Raw genomic sequence first — 16,318 nt, 5'->3', positions numbered from 1 at the left:
TAGGAGCGAGGCTTGCCCGCGAAGGCGTCCTCACTGACGCTAAAAGCTTCGCGGGCAAGCCTCGCTCCTACAGGGTTTGGGGTTGGATTTTAGATTGGGGTTTGGGGTTGGGTTTTAGATTGGGGTTGGGTGTTGTGTGTTGGGTTTAGATTGGGGTTTGGTGCAGGCAGATGATGTGCGGGTCGTCGTTCCAATGCGGGAAGCGTTCGGCAATCAGCGGGTCGTGTCCGGGGATCACATGGTCTTCACTGTCGGCCAGGCTGTCGATCAGGCTGAACGCTTCCAGTGTCTGCGCCAGATCATCCAGGATCGGAAACGGACTGCGCTGACGGATGTTCGCCCACAAATGCGCCGCATCCGACGCCAGAACAATCCACCCGCGCCCGGTATTGACCCGCACCACCTGGCTACCGGGTGTATGTCCGCCCACCGGGTGCAGTGTCACGCCTGGAATCACCTCGACAGTACCGGTGTGCAAACGCATGCGCCCTTCGAATAGCGGCGGCAGCGCCGACATCACGTCGTCGACTTCGTAGGTTTTGTTCACCGTGCGATGGGCCATTTTCGGTCCGGTGCAGAAACGTAATTCTGCCTCCTGCAAATGCACCGTCGCCTTCGGAAACAGCCCGAGGTTGCCCGCGTGATCCCAGTGCAAATGGGTCAGGATCAAGGTCTCAACCTGCGCCGGATTGATGTCCAGTTGACGTAGGGATTGTTCCGGCAGGCGGTACATCTGACGGTTGCGCCGATCTGCCGTGGCCGGTTGAAAACAGGTGTCGACCACCACCACATGCTGATCGTTACGGATGACCCAGAAGTAGTAATCCAGCGGCATCGACGCATTCGGATCACCACAGCAGGCGTCGTAGAGAAAATTCTCCCTGGCGGTGCGCTGAGCGTTGGCGCCGACACGGATGGCGAACACTTCATACACAGGAACGGACATATTCACCTCCTGACTCAGGCTGCGGCGGTGGCTTTGAGGGTCGGACGGAAGTCGAAATCGATCTGGTCGCTGATGCCCAGGTCCTGCGCCAGACGATGCAGGCCACTGTAGTCACGCATGATCGTCGCGTTCTTGTTGCTCTCCCGGGTGTCGGCGATGATCAGCGCGGCGTCCTCGACCCCCAGCTGCGTCAGAATCGCCTCCCACATCGAGTAGTCCTGAGCGACAAAAGCACTCAGCGCCACCGACAAGGTGCGTGCGAAAAATTCCCGTTGGGTCGGCTGCATGTTCACGTACATGACCTTCGCCACCTCGGCGAGGATCTTGCTGTGGGCATATTCGTCACGGTTGTGCAGATCGGCCACGCGGCGGTTTTGCGGTTGAATGCTCTGGTCGTCGGCGAGCAGGTCGAGATAGGCGTTGACGCTGATCTCGGCGACCACCGCAAAGGTGATCGCCGCCAGGTCACGTTGCCATTGTTCCGACAGTTGTTCGCGCAGTGCGACCAGGCGCAGGTAAGTCACCGATGGCGGCAAGTCCAGATCCTGATCGAGCGCCCGCTCCACTTTGGTCCGTTCGACGGCCCGCAGGTGCATGAGCGTGTGGTAGTGCTCGTCGATCAAGGTCTGCTGCATCGCCTCGCGAAAATGCCAGTCGTCCTTGCCCAGGTATTGATTGGCAATGACGCTGAGCGCCGGGTTTACCACGTGTTCTTCCGCTGTCACTGTGCGCAGGTTGTAGCCGATCCAGCCCCAGGTCACCACGGTGCTCTTGAGTTCATCGCTCAGCGCCTGGAATTTCGGGTGATGGAAAAACGGCACCATGCACTCCGGATAATCCGGGCGTGTCGGGTCGAACGCTTCACTGACGCTGGCCCGGTCCGGTGAACAGACCGTAGCCCGTTTGGTCCACGCCTGATTCAGGCGTATCACCAGTTGATGATCGACTGTGGCGATCTCGATTGCAGTTTGCATGACGCGATACCTGTAGGACGCGTACCCCCGAGGGGTACGCCGATGGAATGTTGGGCGACGGATGATTCAGGCCAGCCAGTAGCGGGTCAGGTTTCGCGCCGGGTCAGTGTAACGACTGCGCGCATGAATCATTCGCCAGTTGTCCCAAATCAGCATGCACCCGTCGGGAATCAGCACCGGGGTGTTGTGCTCAACGAAATAGGCCTCGCCCAGCACCGCGAACCTGGCCAGGGGCGATGAGTTATTGGCGACCTGCGAGTGAAGCAGGTCCTCCTTGGAAGGATTCACGTCGCCGTAGTGAAACTGGTTGTAGCTGAAGCGGAAAATATCCCCGGCCTCTGTAGGCGTCAGGATGTATTCCTTGACCCGACGCTGCGCGGCTTCGCCCGGTTTGGCGGTGGCGACGAACTCGACAGGCGTGTCGTTGATCCACTCGCGCAATTCAGGATCGGTGTGTTCGAGAAAACCCAGAAACTCAAGGCCGTCGACCAGCCCCGTATGCCCGCCACCGCAGGTCGCCTGTTGGTGACAATGCAACGCCAGATAGCGCGGCGGCGGTCCATACACCGGCGCTTCGGTGTGCGGGCCGATGCCATTCATGCTCTGGGAATACGGCAAGTCTTCGTACCCCGGCTTACGGGTAATGGCGAACGCCATTTGCCCATTGAATTGCGGAATGATCGGACCGAACTCCTCCAGCGTGCCTACAACATCATCGGCGAATTCGTCGGGCGTCAGCACCGTCCAGCCTCGCGCCGACAGTTCTTCATGACGGTGGCCCAGTGAAACGTAAGGTGCAGACGCAGCAATCCCTTGATCGGTCATGGTGGTATTCCTGGCGGTTGATCAGGCGTTTACGGTTGAGGTGTAGGCGGCAATGAATTCGCTGCAGGCAGTGCCCGGTCGATACGGCTGTTCATCGATGCTTTGCACGGGTGTGATTTCGGCGGCGGTGCCCGTCAGAAAACACTCGTCGAAATCGCCAAGCTCTGTGGGAAGAATGGTTCTTTCGATCACTTGATAATCCAGTGCCTTGGCCAGGTCGATGACGGTCTGACGGGTAATGCCGTTGAGGAAACACTCCGGCAGCGGCGTGTGCAGCGTCCGGTCTTTGACGAAGAACACGTTGGCGCTAGTGGCTTCGGCCACATGGCCGCGCCAGTCGAGCATCAAGGCATCGTGATAGCCGTGGTTTTCCGCGTCGTGCTTGCTCAGCGTGGCGATTTGGTAGTGCCCGGACGCCTTGGCCTCGAAGGGGCTGCAACTCGGTGGCGGACGACGCCAAGCGGCGGTCTTCAACCGTATGCCCGCCATGCGCGCCGCCGGGTCGAAGTAACTCGGCCATTGCCAGCAGGCAATCGCCAGATGAACGCGATTGAAGCGCGCCGAGGTGGAAATCATTTCACTGCCGCGCCAGGCCACCGGCCGCAGATAACCGTCGACCACGTTGTTGCGCTTGAGCAGTTCATGGCTCGCCGCTTCCAGTTCGGCGAGCGCATAGGGAATGGCAAAGTCCATCAACTGCGCCGAGCGATATAACCGCTCGCTGTGTTCGCGCAACTTGAAGATCTTGCCGTTGTAGACGCGCTCCCCCTCATACACCGTGCTTGCGTAATGCAGGCCGTGGGTCAGCACGTGCAGCCGCGCCTGGGACCACTCGACAAACTCGCCGTCGAGCCAGATCAATCCTTCGCGTTGATCAAACGGGATGCCACTCATATCCCTATCTCCTGATGAATCGTCCTACGCCGTTTCGAGCAGGACCGGTATCAATTCGGGTGCCGCCACAGCTTCGGTCTGAAAGAAGAACGAGCGCTCGCCGAACGCCGGTCGCAACTCATCAAACCAGGTCGCCTGTGGATCGAAGCGCGCACAGAACGTGCGCAGCACCCACTGTGGATTGCGCGCCTGAAGGAACTGCAGCACGAAGACTTTTTCCCCCGCGATGGTTTCGATGCCATTGATCAACACCTTGCCGTAGAAGGTGCTCATGGACGGCCCGCGAACCGTACGCGCCAGCCCGGACACCGTGCGATACGCCGCCTGGAAAATCTCGAACGCCCGGGCCAACGGCATTGCGAAATAGTGGCTGGGGCCGGTGTCGCGCTCGACGAACATGTAATAAGGGATCGCCCCCAGTCGCACGCCTTCGGTCCAGAGCGCGGCCCAATCGGCGGGGTTTTCGTTGATGTGCCGAATCACCGGCGCCTGCATGCGCAAGGTCGCTCCGGTCGAACGAATGCGTTCGACGGCCTGGCGGGCGATGTCCTGGTGAAGCTCTACCGGGTGGTTGTAGTGCCCCATGATCGAGAGATTTTTCCCTACGGCGACGATCCGTTTAAACAGCTCGAGCAGTTCGGGCGCGTCCTTGTCGCTGACAAACCGCTGCGGCCAATACGCCACGGATTTGGTGCCGATGCGGATGCTCTTCAGGTGGCTCAGTTCCAGCAACGGCTCGATGTACCCCGCCAACGAGCGAGTGTTCATGATCAGCGGATCGCCACCGGTAATCAGCACATCGGTGACTTCAGTGTGCTCGCGCAAATAACTCACCAGTTCCTGGGATTCACGGGCGTTGAACTTGAGTTCTTCCTCGCCGATGAACTGCGCCCAGCGGAAACAGAAGGTGCAGTAGGCGTGACACGTCTGACCGGCACCGGGGAAAAACAGCACGGTTTCGCGGTACTTGTGCTGAATGCCCGACAGGACTTTGCCGTTGTGCATCACGCTGTTGTGCGTCAGTTGCCCGGCCGGATGCGGGTTCATGCGCAGCCAGATCGCCTCGATCCGACGTTTGATGGCGACCGCATCATCCTGCTCGATCAGCTGCTTGAGCGACGTGTACTCGTCCGGCAGCAACATGTCCTTGTGGGGAAAGGTCATGCGAAAAATCGGATCGTCGGGGATGTTGTTCCAGTCGATCAGCGTACCCAGGACGTATTCGTTGGTACGAAACGGCATGACCCGGGCCACCACCGTCATGGCTTCCTGCAACGCTGGCGTCAATTTCTGCCAGTACGGCGTGTCGCGAATGGTGCGTGAGTTAAAGGGTTTGTATCTTTCGTGCTCCGACATTCCCTGCATGGCAGCGCTCCTGATAATGGCTGGGCCGTTCTTACTGGATGGCGGGCGTTACTCGCTCTATATCCATCCATGCCCGAACGCTGTCGCGATCCCACTGCCGCTGGACATACGCGGCGAGTCGGGCGGGAACGTGATCGCCATTGGCGACCAGCCGGTTGAGCATGATTGCCAGGTCGGTGTCGGCAATGCTCCAGTCACCAAACAGGTGTTCAGCGCCTCCTTCCAGCAATCGATCGGCGACGAAGAACAAGCGGTCGACGGCGGCCAAAGCCTCGTCGGACAGCGGGTTGTCTTTCTTGCCGAAGTAGATGAGGTCCGCCGGGCGCTCTTTGCGAATAACCAGCAGATCACTGCGCAGCCAGGCCTGGAGTTGACGGGCACGGGCGCGCTGTTTGATGTCCAGCGGGTATAGTTTTTTATGGCCGGGAGAGAGTTCATCCAGGTATTCGGAGATGGCCGAAGATTCCGACACCGCAAAACTTCCGTGAACTAACGTCGGGATTTTGCAGGTTAACGATAAAGTCTGATAAGGCCTTAGATAGTTCTCACGACTCTTTAAGTCGACCGTCGCCAAGTCAAACGGAAGTTGCTTTTCCTTGAGTGCCACAAATGCCGACATGGCAAATGCACTGACAAAATCCACACCCACATAGAGTTTAAGCTTCGTACTTTCCATAGATCGGTTCCTTGCTTTAACCACATTAATCCGTTGCATGGAAGTGATCGTAGTAAGTTGCTCAAGCGCTGAACAGATACAGAAATTATCTGTTTCTATCGATACAGACATTCGAAAAAGGCGGGTTTCGGAGGGGCGACAAAAAAACAAAAAGGGAGTCAGCGAACGCGGACTCCCTGGTGTGCAACGGAAGGAAAATTAGAGTGGGCGGGCGGATCAGGAATTGGAGAGCTGCGCCATTTGCGGCATGTTGCTCATGTTCAACATGGCCAGCGGTTCAGTGGCGCTGGTGTTGACAAAGCCGTGGTGGGTCCAGGCAGGCACCAGCAACACATCGCCGGGGCTGACGCTGACTTCATCGGCATCGCCCAGGCTTAACGCGCCGCTGCCGGACTGAATGATGAACAGGTGCCACCACGCATGAGCATGGCCATTGAGCACCGCGCCCGGTTTCAACCATTGCATCGACACCGCCATCCCGGGTGTCAACTTGCACCCTTCGATGCTGTTGTCGTGGGCCAGCGCGACAATATCGATTTCACTGGCCTCAAGGCGCTGACGCATGTCTGTCAGTTCTCCGCCCTTCCACACCCGTGCACTGACCGATGGCTGGTGCAAACTCTGACGAAAGTCGTTGTATGAAAAAAACCCACCTTGAACGTTATTCATCCGCGCGCACCAACTTATCTAGTCGACTTTAGTGACCGAACCTTAGGCCAACTCTTAAACACTGTAAAGTCGAATACCTTTAACTCATAACGCCGACGGACGCAGTGCCGCAATCATGTCCACTTCAACAGCCGCATTTTTCGGAAGTTGATAAACCCCGATGGTCGTCCGGGTATGTTTCCCGGCATCTCCCAGCACATGGCTGAATACATCTGACGCGCCATTGGCCACTTCACTGAGATCAACAAAGTCCGCCGTGGATTTCACATACACCGTTACCCGGATCAATGACTTGATTTTATCCAGTGAACCGATGGCATCGACAATCAGCGCCAGCGCACGCATCGCGCTGATACTGGCGGCCGCCTGGGCATCCGCCAGGCTGAGTTCCAGCCCCACTCGGCCGGGGTACTGAATTTTGCCATTCATGCGTGGCACCATTCCGCTGATGTACAGCTCATCGTGATGCCGGACCAGCGGGGCGTAATGCCCGCCGGCGGTGTTCTCGCCGTAGATGTCGTAGTCGAGTTCTTTTGCCAGGGTGATGAAACGTTCATCACAACTCATGCGCTCAATCATTTACCAAACCCTCTCAATCAATACTGCAAAAAATCATTGATCCCGCAGGCTCAGCCCACGGCTCTTGAGGCCGATACCAGGCAGGTGACCTCGACGCGTGATTCGATCGCCTCGGCCAATCGCAGCAGGTTGTCGCTGAGCTGTGCGTAGTCCTCGCTGAACAACACGATGTGGCCGATGAACGAAGTGTTGTCTTGCACCAGCGCCGTGACCGAGTCACTGAGGCGCTTGGCGTATACCGCTTCCACCAGTTCGATGTTCAGTTCCTGGGCCAGGGACTCGATGTCCGGCACGTAGCGCAACAGACCGCCGGCCGGTGCCCGGAGCAGGCGAATGCCGCAATAGCCGCGAGCGACGGGGTCGTGAGCGTCGGTCGTGCCCTCCACCGCCCATCTGACCCAGCGTTCCCATGGATCGAAGTCGACGAATGCAAGGCGCGCGAGGTCCCAGATGTGCATGCCGCCGGGACGCATGTTGGTTTCCACCGCCGAGGTCAGGCCGTCACGGCGCAGGAAGATCTCGTTGTGATAGGCGCCGTTATCCAGCGAAACCAGGCCCGACATGTGTCGACCAGCCGCCGCCAGTCGAACCTGTGCGTCGGCGGCCAGCGGTGCCGGCACGATTTGCTGGATCTCCGCGCGGTAGGCGCCTTCGGTGGTGGTTTTTTCGGTGACCCAGGTGCTGCCGGCAACGTAATCCCAGCTGTACTCCCGGGCGTTCTGGATCAACTCTTCGAGGACGATGCCGCCTTCGCGATACGGCTTGAGCGCCTGCCAGACCTCGTCACATTCGGACGGATGATGGATGACCCGGCAGCCTCTGCTCGCACCTTCGCAGGCCGGCTTGATGAATGCTTTGCCGCCCAGTTCGACGACCTTTTTGCGCAGCTCGGCGACGCTCTCGATGCGCGCGGAAAACACCGGACGGTAATCGTCTGGCGACGTCTTGGCGGCCGCTTCCAGTTTGCGGAAAATCTGCTTGTCCAGGCCCGCTCGCGCTTCACTTGGGGTGATGCCGGGCAAGCCGTAGTGGGTGGCCAGCGCCGCGCCGAGCAGCACACCGCGGTCGGAGAACGGCAGCACGCCGATCAGCTTCCAGCTGTCGGCATTCAGGCAGCCCGCCACCAGTTCGAGAGAGCTGGCTACGTCTTCCGGTGCCAATGAGGTGCTGCAAACGTGATCGGCCACCTGATCGTCATCGGCTTGGATTTTCTCGACCAGCAGGATCAGTCGGGCGTTATAGAGTTTTCTGCAGAGGTCGCGCAACTTCTGGATATCGTGAACCCGATTGCCGTTGTACCCGACCACCACTACGCAAGATGTCGTATTCATGAAGCACCCGACCTGTGAAGAAAATAACGGAAACGCTGACTTAGTCGTGCAGTGACGCATTGGATTTTCGGTTGAGCCAGTACCAGGCCAGAATCCCGCCGGCGCCGATGGCGGCCAGCACCAGTGCGTTGTACGGCGGCGGCACCACGCGCATCAGCAGCACTGTGAGCCCGGCACCCACGCCGAGGGAGACTTCCTTGACGAACATGTTGTTTTGTTTGACGGAGAAGTAATCGAGGTAGCTGAACGCGCATTCGGCGATGGACAACAGCGCCACCCAGATCAGCGCGCCGGCGAGGGTTTCGACGTGGAACGCGGCCGGCGACGAGAGCACCGCGAAGCCGCCGATGATGATCCCGATCACCGCGACCACCTTGAAGCGCCCGGTGCGTTCGATGAGTTTCATCACCGGCACCTGCGCGAACACCACCACGGCGCTGTTGAGGATCAGCATCAAGCCATACCAGGCCGGCAACTCACCGGTTTCGAGAAGGATGGCTTGAGGCAGGATCGAGAACACGCCGAACAGCTTGATGCCCATGATGACGCCCGCGATCACCCACGGCAGTTTGTTGCGCCAGCCGCTGCCGTCCTGGGTCGCCGGGCGGGCAACCACCGATTCGGTGGTAAACGTTGCCCCCATGGCAATGGGCAGGCACAGCAGGACAAAACTCGCGGCGCCAAGGAAAAACATCGTTGGCGTTAACAGCGGCGAAAGCAGGATCAGCCCCGCCAGCAGGCTGCCCATGTTCATCGCGACACGGTTGTAGGCGGCGCCCTCTTTGGTTTGCGCGGCTTCGCTTTTGATCAGATAACCGGCGATGGCGATGCCATAGGCAAACAACGCGGCGGCAAACATCACCACGCCTTGATTGCTCGTGACCGCGAGCAGCACCAGACCGAGGGCGGCACAGAGCAGCGTGACGCTCAGGGAACGGCGGCCCAGCACCAGCAATGTCAGCGGCAACAGCAACAGCAAGGCCCGATAGCCGATGGCCAGGATGCTGTTGGTGGCCGTGTCGAGCCAGACGTTGGCCTTGCCCAACACCGCGAACAGCGACACGGCCGTGATGATCCGGATCGTGAACAGGCGGATGTTGATCACCGGTTTGGCGATGGCGACCGTTGTTTCGACACTCATGCAACACCTCTGAAACCAAGCGATTGCGGGGCTACGTGCACCGACAATGAAGAAAGTCTGTAAGGTGATAGTAGAGAGCGACACTTGTTCTGATCAGAGCAAGTTCGTATAGAATCGAACGAACTTTACTGCCGGAGAGACCAGTAAAATGCAGGTTCAACGTGCAGTGATCGCCGCCATCGAGTTCCAGCCCGGCGTGCCACTGGTCCAGCAAATCGTCGATCAGCTGACCGTGGCGATCAACCAGGGCGGCCTGCCCCACGGCTCCCGGCTGCCGCCGATTCGCGAACTCTCCGACTTGATGAACGTGGGCAAGTCCACGGTGGTCGATGCCCTGGACCGCTTGCGAGCCAAGGGCCTGGTGGTTTCACGCCAGGGCTCGGGGCATTTTGTGCACCGCTCCAGCGCCGCGACCCAAACCGATGCCGGCCCCGACCTGCAACCACAAGACACCCTCAGCGTGGTTCGCCGCGCGGTGTTGCAAGACAATGGTTCGTTGCGCCCGGGTGCCGGTTTTCTGCCATCCTCGTGGCTGCCGGCGGACGAATTGCTCAAAGCCGTGCGCGGCACCCTGCGCGCCACTTCCCTGCGCATGGGCGAGTACGGCGTTGCCGGTGGTTACCTGCCGCTGCGCGAGGCGTTGCGGGTCAAGCTGTCGACCTTGGGCATCGAAGTGCCGGTGGACCAGATCATCACCACGGCCAACACCGTGCAGGCCATCGACATGCTGATGCGCCTGCTGGTCAAACCCGGCGACACGGTGCTGCTCGACGACCCGTGCTACTTCACCATGCACGCCAACCTGGCGTTGCACGGCGCGAAGGTCATCACCATCGCGCGCGATTGTGACGGCATGGACCTGGAGGCTTTCGAGCAACTGCTGATCGCCCATCGTCCTGTTCTCTACATGACCAACAACGCCCTGCACAACCCGACCGGGCACTCGTTCTCCCCGGCGCAGGTCTATCGCCTGCTGGAGTTGAGTCACCGTTATGGTTTCCACATCCTCGAAGACGATTTGTACTGCGACATGCAGCAACGAAGGACGCCGCGCCTGGCCGCAGGCGGGCTGGACAATGTCACTTACGTCTCCGGTTTTTCCAAAACCCTGACCGCCAACAGCCGCGTCAGCTACGCGGTACTGTCACCGCAACTGGCGGCGCGGATGGTCGTGCTGAAAATGACCTGTGGCGGCATGACCTCGGAATTGGCGGAGCAAATCATCTGCACGATGCTCAGTGATGGCAGCTACGCCAAACATACCCGACGCACCGTGGACCGGCTTTACGAGTCGAGCAGTCGGGTGTCGAGCTGGCTGCAGGAGGCCGGTTGCTCAGTGTCGTCGCTGCCGCATGAAGGCTTGTTCCTCTGGACGCGTTTGCCCGAAGGGCTGCATGCCGAAACGCTGGCGAGAAAAGGCCTGGACATCGACCTTGTACTGGCCCCCGGCACCCTGCTCAGCAAAGCGCCGAACGCGAGCCAATTCCTGCGTTTCAACGTTGCCCATAGCGATAATCTGCAAGTGCGGGAGCGGTTTTTCCGGTTGCTCGATAGCTGAGTTATCCTGATACACCGCGGTGCGGCTTTCGCGAGCAAGCCCGCTCCCACATTTGATCGGCGTTGCCAGCACTTTTGTGATCGACGCCAAACTAATGTGGGAGCGGGCTTGCTCGCGAAGGCGGCGACTCGGTCCAGCAGAAAATCCCCAATAAAAAACCCCGCGCATCTCTCGATGGCGGGGTTTTTCTGCGTTTGACGCTTAAGGCGCGTAAGTCAGCAACAGCTCGCTCGGTACCTTGAAGTCCAGCGACATCATGACGCTCAACGCAGTGATGGTGAAGATCGAGAACACGAACAGCTTGCGTGCCCAGACCGTGTCATCCACTGCCTTGTAGCCGGTCCAGGCCATGTACAACCAGTACATGCCCATGGCGGCGGCGACGGCGAGGTAGCTCATGCCGGCGTAACCGCTGAAGGTCAGCATCAAGGTCGCCACGAGGAAGGCCAGGATGTAGATCAGGATGTGCTTCTTCGCCACTTGAATCCCGCGCTTCACCGGCAGCACCGGAATCGAGGCGGCCAGGTAATCGTTGAAGCGGAAGATCGCGATGGCGTAGGAATGCGGCATCTGCCACAGGCTGAACATCACCAGCAACGTCAGCGCGGCCATGTCGAAGCTGTTGGTGACGGCAACGTAGCCGATCACCGGCGGCATCGCCCCCGACAGACTGCCCACCAGCGTGCCGTGAACCGACTTGCGCTTGAGGTACAGGCTGTAGAAACCGACGTAGATGACGAAGCCAATCACCGCAAACAGCGCGGCCAACGGGTTCGCCACCTTGTACAACAACGCCACGCCGGCCACACCCAGGACGGTCGCAAAGGCCAGGGCCAGTTTCAGGGAGATCAAGCCCTGGACCAACACCCGGTTCTTGGTGCGTTCCATCTTCAGGTCGATGTCGCGGTCGATGCAGTTGTTGAACACGCAACCGGAGGCCACGACCAGGGAGGTGCCGATCATCGCCGCCAGGAAGATGGCCAGATCGACATGCCCTTTCGAGGCCAGGAAAAATCCGCCCGCCACAGAAAGCACGTTACCGAAAATGATCCCCGGTTTGGTGATTTGGATAAAGTGCTTAAAGGACATTCGGACTTTCCTCAGTGCGCCATCATGTTGGTGTGGATGCTGAACATGATCCACAGCGACAGGCCTACCAACAGAACGATCACCAATGCTGCGAAGACAAACGCGATCACGTTGTTACGCTGGGCAGCGGAGCGGTCCAGGTGGAGGAAGTACACCAGGTGAACGAGCACCTGGATTACTGCGAAGGCCAGTACGATCCACAGGGTCATGGCTTTCGGCAGCGATGGGTACATCACCAGGCCGAAAGGAATGACGGTCAGGATCACCGACAGGATGAAGCCGATGGCGTAGGACTTGACGCTGCCGTGGCTGGCGTCGTGGTCATCGTGGCCAGCGTGGGAATGAGCTGAGTTAGCCATTTACATAGTCCCCATCAGATAAACAACGGTGAATACGCAGATCCACACGACGTCCAGGAAGTGCCAGAACAGGCTCAGGCAGCTCAGACGGGTCTTGTTGGTCGCCGTCAGGCCGTTTTTCTGCACCTGGTACATCATGATCGCCATCCAGATCAGACCGCTGGTCACGTGCAGACCGTGGGTGCCGACCAGGGTGAAGAACCCGGACAGGAAGCCGCTGCGGCTAGGGCCGTAGCCCTCGGAGATCAGCATGTGGAACTCGTTGATCTCCATGCCGATGAAGCCGGCACCGAACAGGAAGGTCATCGCCAGCCAGCCCAGCACTTGAGTCTTCTTGCCTTTGAACAACGCCAGCATGGCGAAGCCGTAGGTGATCGAGCTGAACAACAGCAGAGCGGTTTCGCCCAGCACGTATGGCAGCTCGAAGATGTCGTGGCCCGACGGGCCACCCGCTACGTTGTTAACCAGTACCGCGTACACCGCGAAGATCGACGCAAACAAAATGCAGTCGGTCATCAGGTAGAGCCAGAAACCGAATACGGTCATCTCGCCCGAGTCGTGGTGATGGTCATCGTGCCCATGTCCATCGACATGGGTGTGTCCAGCATTGGTCACTAAGTTCGACATGGTTTAAGCCTGTTCCAACGAGGTTTCAACACGGGTGGCGGTGGCTGGAATTTTCCCGGCCGCTACCAGACGCTTGTGCTGCTCGGCTTCGATGCGTTCGATTGTCTCGACCGGCACCATGTAGCCTTGGTCATCACGTGCAGCGTGGATCGCGAAATAGATCACGGTGCCCGCCAGACCGACGATGGCCAACCACCAGATGTGCCAGATCATCGCGAAACCGAACACGGTCAGCAGAGCGCCCATGACCACACCGGTGGCGGTGTTGTTTGGCATGTGGATCGGCTCGTAGCGAGTCGGAGCCTGGTACGCGGTACCGTTTTCCTTGGCCTCGGTGAACGGGTCGATGCTTTCTGCTTTTGGCAGCACGGCAAAGTTGTAGAACGGCGGTGGCGAAGAGGTCGACCATTCCAGGGTGTGGGCATTCCACGGGTCGCCGTGTTCGCACATGTTTTCTGGCTTGTTGCGATCACGCACGCTGACGTAGAGCTGGATCAGCTGGCAAGCAATACCGCAGGCGATCAGTACCGCACCGAACAGTGCCACGTACAGGTACGGCACCCACTCAGGGTTGGTGGAGCTGTTCAGACGACGGGTCATGCCCATGAAGCCCAGTACATAGAGCGGCATGAACGCGACGAAGAAGCCGGTGATCCAGAACCAGAACGCTGCTTTACCCCAACCTTCGTGCAGCTTGAAGCCGAACGCTTTCGGGAAGTAGAAGCCGAAGCCTGCGATGTAGCCGAATACCGCGCCGCCGATGATCTCGTTGTGGAAGTGAGCGATCACGAACAGGCTGTTGTGCAGGACGAAGTCAGCACCCGGGATGGCCAGCAGTACGCCGGTCATGCCGCCGATGGCGAAGGTCACCATGAAGCCCAGGGTCCAGAGAACCTGGCTGGTGAAACGCAGACGGCCCTGGTAGATGGTGAACAGCCAGTTGAATAGCTTCACCCCCGTCGGGATCGAAATCAGCATCGTCGCCAGACCGAAGAAGGCGTTGACGTTGGCACCCGAACCCATGGTGAAGAAATGGTGCAGCCAGACCATGAAGCCCAGGATCGAGATCGCGCCCGATGCGTAGATCATCGAGTGGTGGCCGAACAGTTTCTTGCCCGAGAACGTCGAGATGACTTCGGAGAAGATACCGAACGCCGGCAGAATCAGGATGTAAACCTCGGGGTGACCCCAAGCCCAGAACAGGTTGACGTACATCATTGGATTGCCACCAAGTTCATTGGTGAAAATGTGGAAATCCATGTAACGGTCAAGCGTCAGCAGTGCCAGGGTAGCGGTCAGGATCGGGAACGAAGCCACGATCAGGACGTTGGCCCAGGTGCAGGTCCAGGTGAAGATCGGCATGTCCATCAGCTTCATGCCAGGGGTACGCATTTTCAGCACGGTGGCCAGGAAGTTGACCCCCGTCAGCGTCGTACCTAACCCGGATAGCTGTAGCGCCCAGATGTAGTAATCCATCCCCACGCCAGGGCTGTATTGCAGGCCCGACAGCGGCGGATAGGCAACCCAACCGGTCTTGGCGAACTCGCCAACGCCCAGGGACAGGTTGATCAGCACTACGCCGGAAACCAGCAGCCAGAAGCTCAGGGAGTTCAGGAACGGGTAGGCAACGTCACGCGCGCCGATCTGCAGCGGCACTGCAAGGTTCATCAGGCCGGTGAAGAATGGCATCGCCATGAAGATGATCATGATCACACCGTGAGCGGTGAAGATCTGGTCATAGTGTTCAGGCGGCATGTAGCCTGGCGTACCCTCGGTGGCCTTGGCCAACTGGGTACGCATCATGATGGCGTCGGCAAAACCGCGCAGCAGCATGACCATGGCGACGATGATGTACATCACGCCGATTTTCTTGTGGTCGACGGAGGTCAGCCACTCGGTCCACAGGTAGGTCCACTTCTTGAAGTAGGTGATGCCTGCGAACAGCGCCAGACCACCGAGCGCGATCATGGCGATGGTTATCATCACGATCGGTTCGTGGAACGGGACCGCTTCCCAACTTAATTTACCAAACATCGTTTACTCCTCTGCCCCGGCAGCTGAATGCGCGTTCATGTCCATCCCTTGCGTGGCGGCCACTTCCTTCTCTTTCTTCTCGTGGTTCACTTTCGGACCCGGTTTCATGCCTTCGTACTTGTCGACGATGATCTGGAACAGGTTTGGCGTGACCGAGGAGTAGAGCTCGACTGGGTTGTTCTGGCTTGGCTTGGAAAGGGCTGCGTATTCAGCTTGTTCAAGCTGTTTAGGTGCCTTTTTGACTTCACTGACCCAGGCGTCAAAATTTTCCTGAGACGTTGAGATCGCTTTGAATTTCATACCGGTGAAACCCGCGCCGCTGTAGTTGGCGGAGATGCCTTCCATTTCAGCGTCACGGTTGGCAATCAGGTGCAGCTTGGTCTGCATGCCGGCCATCGCGTAGATCTGGCCGCCCAGGCCCGGGATGAAGAACGAGTTCATCACGGAGTCCGACGTCACCTTGAAGTTGACCGGCGTATTCGTCGGGAACACGATCTTGTTGACGGTGGCGATGCCCTGCTCCGGATAGATGAACACCCACTTCCAGTCCAGCGCGACCACTTCAATGGTGATCGGCTTGACGTCGGATTCCAGCGGACGGTACGGGTCCAGTTCGTGGGTCGACTTGTAGGTGATGTAACCCAGGGCAATGATGATCAGGATCGGAACGGTCCACACCGCGATTTCAATCTTGGTGGAGTGGTTCCATTTCGGGGTGTAGGTCGCGCTGGTGTTGGACGCGCGGTATTTCCAGGCGAACAGGAAGGTCATGACGATGACCGGGACCACGACCAACAGCATCAGCAACGTTGCGGTGATGATCAGGTTTCGCTGCTCCAGGCCAACCTGGCCCGTGGGATTGAGCAAGGTCATGTTGCAGCCTGACAGCAACAGTGTGCCGAGCAGCGGCAATAAGCCTAGTAGTCTGGGGTACCTGTTTTTACTCATCTCACGACCTCTAAAGCAGCTTGCGCAATGCAGTTGGGTTTTGATCGCCAACACTTCACCCTGCCAAGGGTTGGCATTTTTCTTGGATTGAATAAGTGGCTGCCCGTCGCGCGTCAGACGCTGTTCGACAAATCCTGGGGCAGCGTTGAGTTCTTATTCGAATTCGTGGTCAAAGGCCTTGTTACAGACCAATTCCATTTGGTGCGGAAAATGGGAAGGCACCGACACCTGGGAGTCGCATGAAGCCATCCGGCCTCTCGACGCCCTATTACTGCTCAAGCACCTGAGTACAGGTGAGCAGCG

The 16,318-nt window shown here is 58.7% G+C and carries 16 protein-coding genes; 1 reads left to right on the top strand and 15 read right to left on the bottom strand.

Going from position 1 to position 16,318, the window contains the following annotated elements:
* Positions 1–145 precede the first annotated feature (145 nt).
* The 10 genes from ACIPL2_RS12075 to ACIPL2_RS12030 form a co-directional block, all read right to left on the bottom strand.
* Positions 146–946, bottom strand: coding sequence for an N-acyl homoserine lactonase family protein (locus tag ACIPL2_RS12075; protein WP_401356399.1), 801 nt, complete (start codon positions 944–946; stop codon positions 146–148).
* A 14-nt stretch (positions 947–960) separates the two neighbouring features.
* Entirely contained in the window at positions 961–1,920 is a 960-nt protein-coding gene (locus ACIPL2_RS12070) for a diiron oxygenase (RefSeq protein WP_401356397.1), read from the bottom strand.
* A 66-nt stretch (positions 1,921–1,986) separates the two neighbouring features.
* On the bottom strand, positions 1,987–2,745 hold the full coding sequence (locus ACIPL2_RS12065; protein ID WP_401356393.1) for a TauD/TfdA family dioxygenase: 759 nt from the start codon (positions 2,743–2,745) through the stop codon (positions 1,987–1,989).
* Positions 2,746–2,766: 21 nt separating this feature from the next.
* Positions 2,767–3,639, bottom strand: a complete 873-nt coding sequence (locus ACIPL2_RS12060) for a branched-chain amino acid aminotransferase (RefSeq protein ID WP_401356391.1) — start codon at positions 3,637–3,639, stop codon at positions 2,767–2,769.
* A gap of 24 nt (positions 3,640–3,663) precedes the next feature.
* Positions 3,664–5,004, bottom strand: coding sequence for a KamA family radical SAM protein (locus ACIPL2_RS12055; protein ID WP_401356389.1), 1,341 nt, complete (start codon positions 5,002–5,004; stop codon positions 3,664–3,666).
* Between the two features lie 31 nt (positions 5,005–5,035).
* Positions 5,036–5,680, bottom strand: coding sequence for a glutathione transferase (gene yfcF / locus ACIPL2_RS12050; RefSeq protein WP_401356386.1), 645 nt, complete (start codon positions 5,678–5,680; stop codon positions 5,036–5,038).
* 216 nt (positions 5,681–5,896) lie between these two features.
* Positions 5,897–6,349, bottom strand: coding sequence for a cupin domain-containing protein (locus ACIPL2_RS12045; protein WP_401356384.1), 453 nt, complete (start codon positions 6,347–6,349; stop codon positions 5,897–5,899).
* 84 nt (positions 6,350–6,433) lie between these two features.
* Positions 6,434–6,928 (bottom strand): RidA family protein, encoded by a 495-nt coding sequence (locus tag ACIPL2_RS12040; RefSeq protein WP_059403340.1) that lies wholly within the window; start codon positions 6,926–6,928, stop codon positions 6,434–6,436.
* 50 nt (positions 6,929–6,978) lie between these two features.
* Positions 6,979–8,259: a biotin carboxylase gene (locus ACIPL2_RS12035; protein ID WP_401356381.1), complete on the bottom strand. Its 1,281-nt coding sequence runs from the start codon at positions 8,257–8,259 to the stop codon at positions 6,979–6,981.
* Between the two features lie 40 nt (positions 8,260–8,299).
* Positions 8,300–9,400 (bottom strand): hypothetical protein, encoded by a 1,101-nt coding sequence (locus tag ACIPL2_RS12030; protein WP_401356379.1) that lies wholly within the window; start codon positions 9,398–9,400, stop codon positions 8,300–8,302.
* 148 nt (positions 9,401–9,548) lie between these two features.
* Between ACIPL2_RS12030 and ACIPL2_RS12025 the strand changes: the two genes are divergently transcribed.
* Positions 9,549–10,958 carry a PLP-dependent aminotransferase family protein gene (locus ACIPL2_RS12025; RefSeq protein ID WP_401356376.1) on the top strand — a complete coding sequence of 470 codons (1,410 nt, stop codon included), beginning with the start codon at positions 9,549–9,551 and terminating at the stop codon, positions 10,956–10,958.
* A 201-nt stretch (positions 10,959–11,159) separates the two neighbouring features.
* On the opposite strand, the gene cyoE is transcribed toward ACIPL2_RS12025, so the two are convergent.
* Genes cyoE through cyoA form a run of 5 tightly spaced genes read right to left on the bottom strand, consistent with a single transcriptional unit; the run spans position 11,160 to position 16,015 of the window.
* Entirely contained in the window at positions 11,160–12,047 is an 888-nt protein-coding gene (cyoE, locus tag ACIPL2_RS12020; RefSeq protein ID WP_123435052.1) for a heme o synthase, read from the bottom strand.
* A gap of 11 nt (positions 12,048–12,058) precedes the next feature.
* Positions 12,059–12,406, bottom strand: a complete 348-nt coding sequence (gene cyoD, locus ACIPL2_RS12015; RefSeq protein ID WP_059403335.1) for a cytochrome o ubiquinol oxidase subunit IV — start codon at positions 12,404–12,406, stop codon at positions 12,059–12,061.
* Positions 12,407–13,033, bottom strand: a complete 627-nt coding sequence (locus ACIPL2_RS12010; protein ID WP_059403334.1) for a cytochrome o ubiquinol oxidase subunit III — start codon at positions 13,031–13,033, stop codon at positions 12,407–12,409.
* A 3-nt stretch (positions 13,034–13,036) separates the two neighbouring features.
* Positions 13,037–15,067: a cytochrome o ubiquinol oxidase subunit I gene (cyoB, locus tag ACIPL2_RS12005; protein ID WP_401356372.1), complete on the bottom strand. Its 2,031-nt coding sequence runs from the start codon at positions 15,065–15,067 to the stop codon at positions 13,037–13,039.
* Between the two features lie 3 nt (positions 15,068–15,070).
* On the bottom strand, positions 15,071–16,015 hold the full coding sequence (cyoA, locus tag ACIPL2_RS12000) for a ubiquinol oxidase subunit II (RefSeq protein WP_401356369.1): 945 nt from the start codon (positions 16,013–16,015) through the stop codon (positions 15,071–15,073).
* Positions 16,016–16,318: the final 303 nt, after the last annotated feature.

It is taken from the genome of Pseudomonas sp. NPDC086251, assembly GCF_044746405.1.
GTDB lineage: Bacteria > Pseudomonadota > Gammaproteobacteria > Pseudomonadales > Pseudomonadaceae > Aquipseudomonas.
Note: the sequence above shows the minus strand (reverse complement) of the source record. Positions and strands in the feature narration are given on the sequence as shown.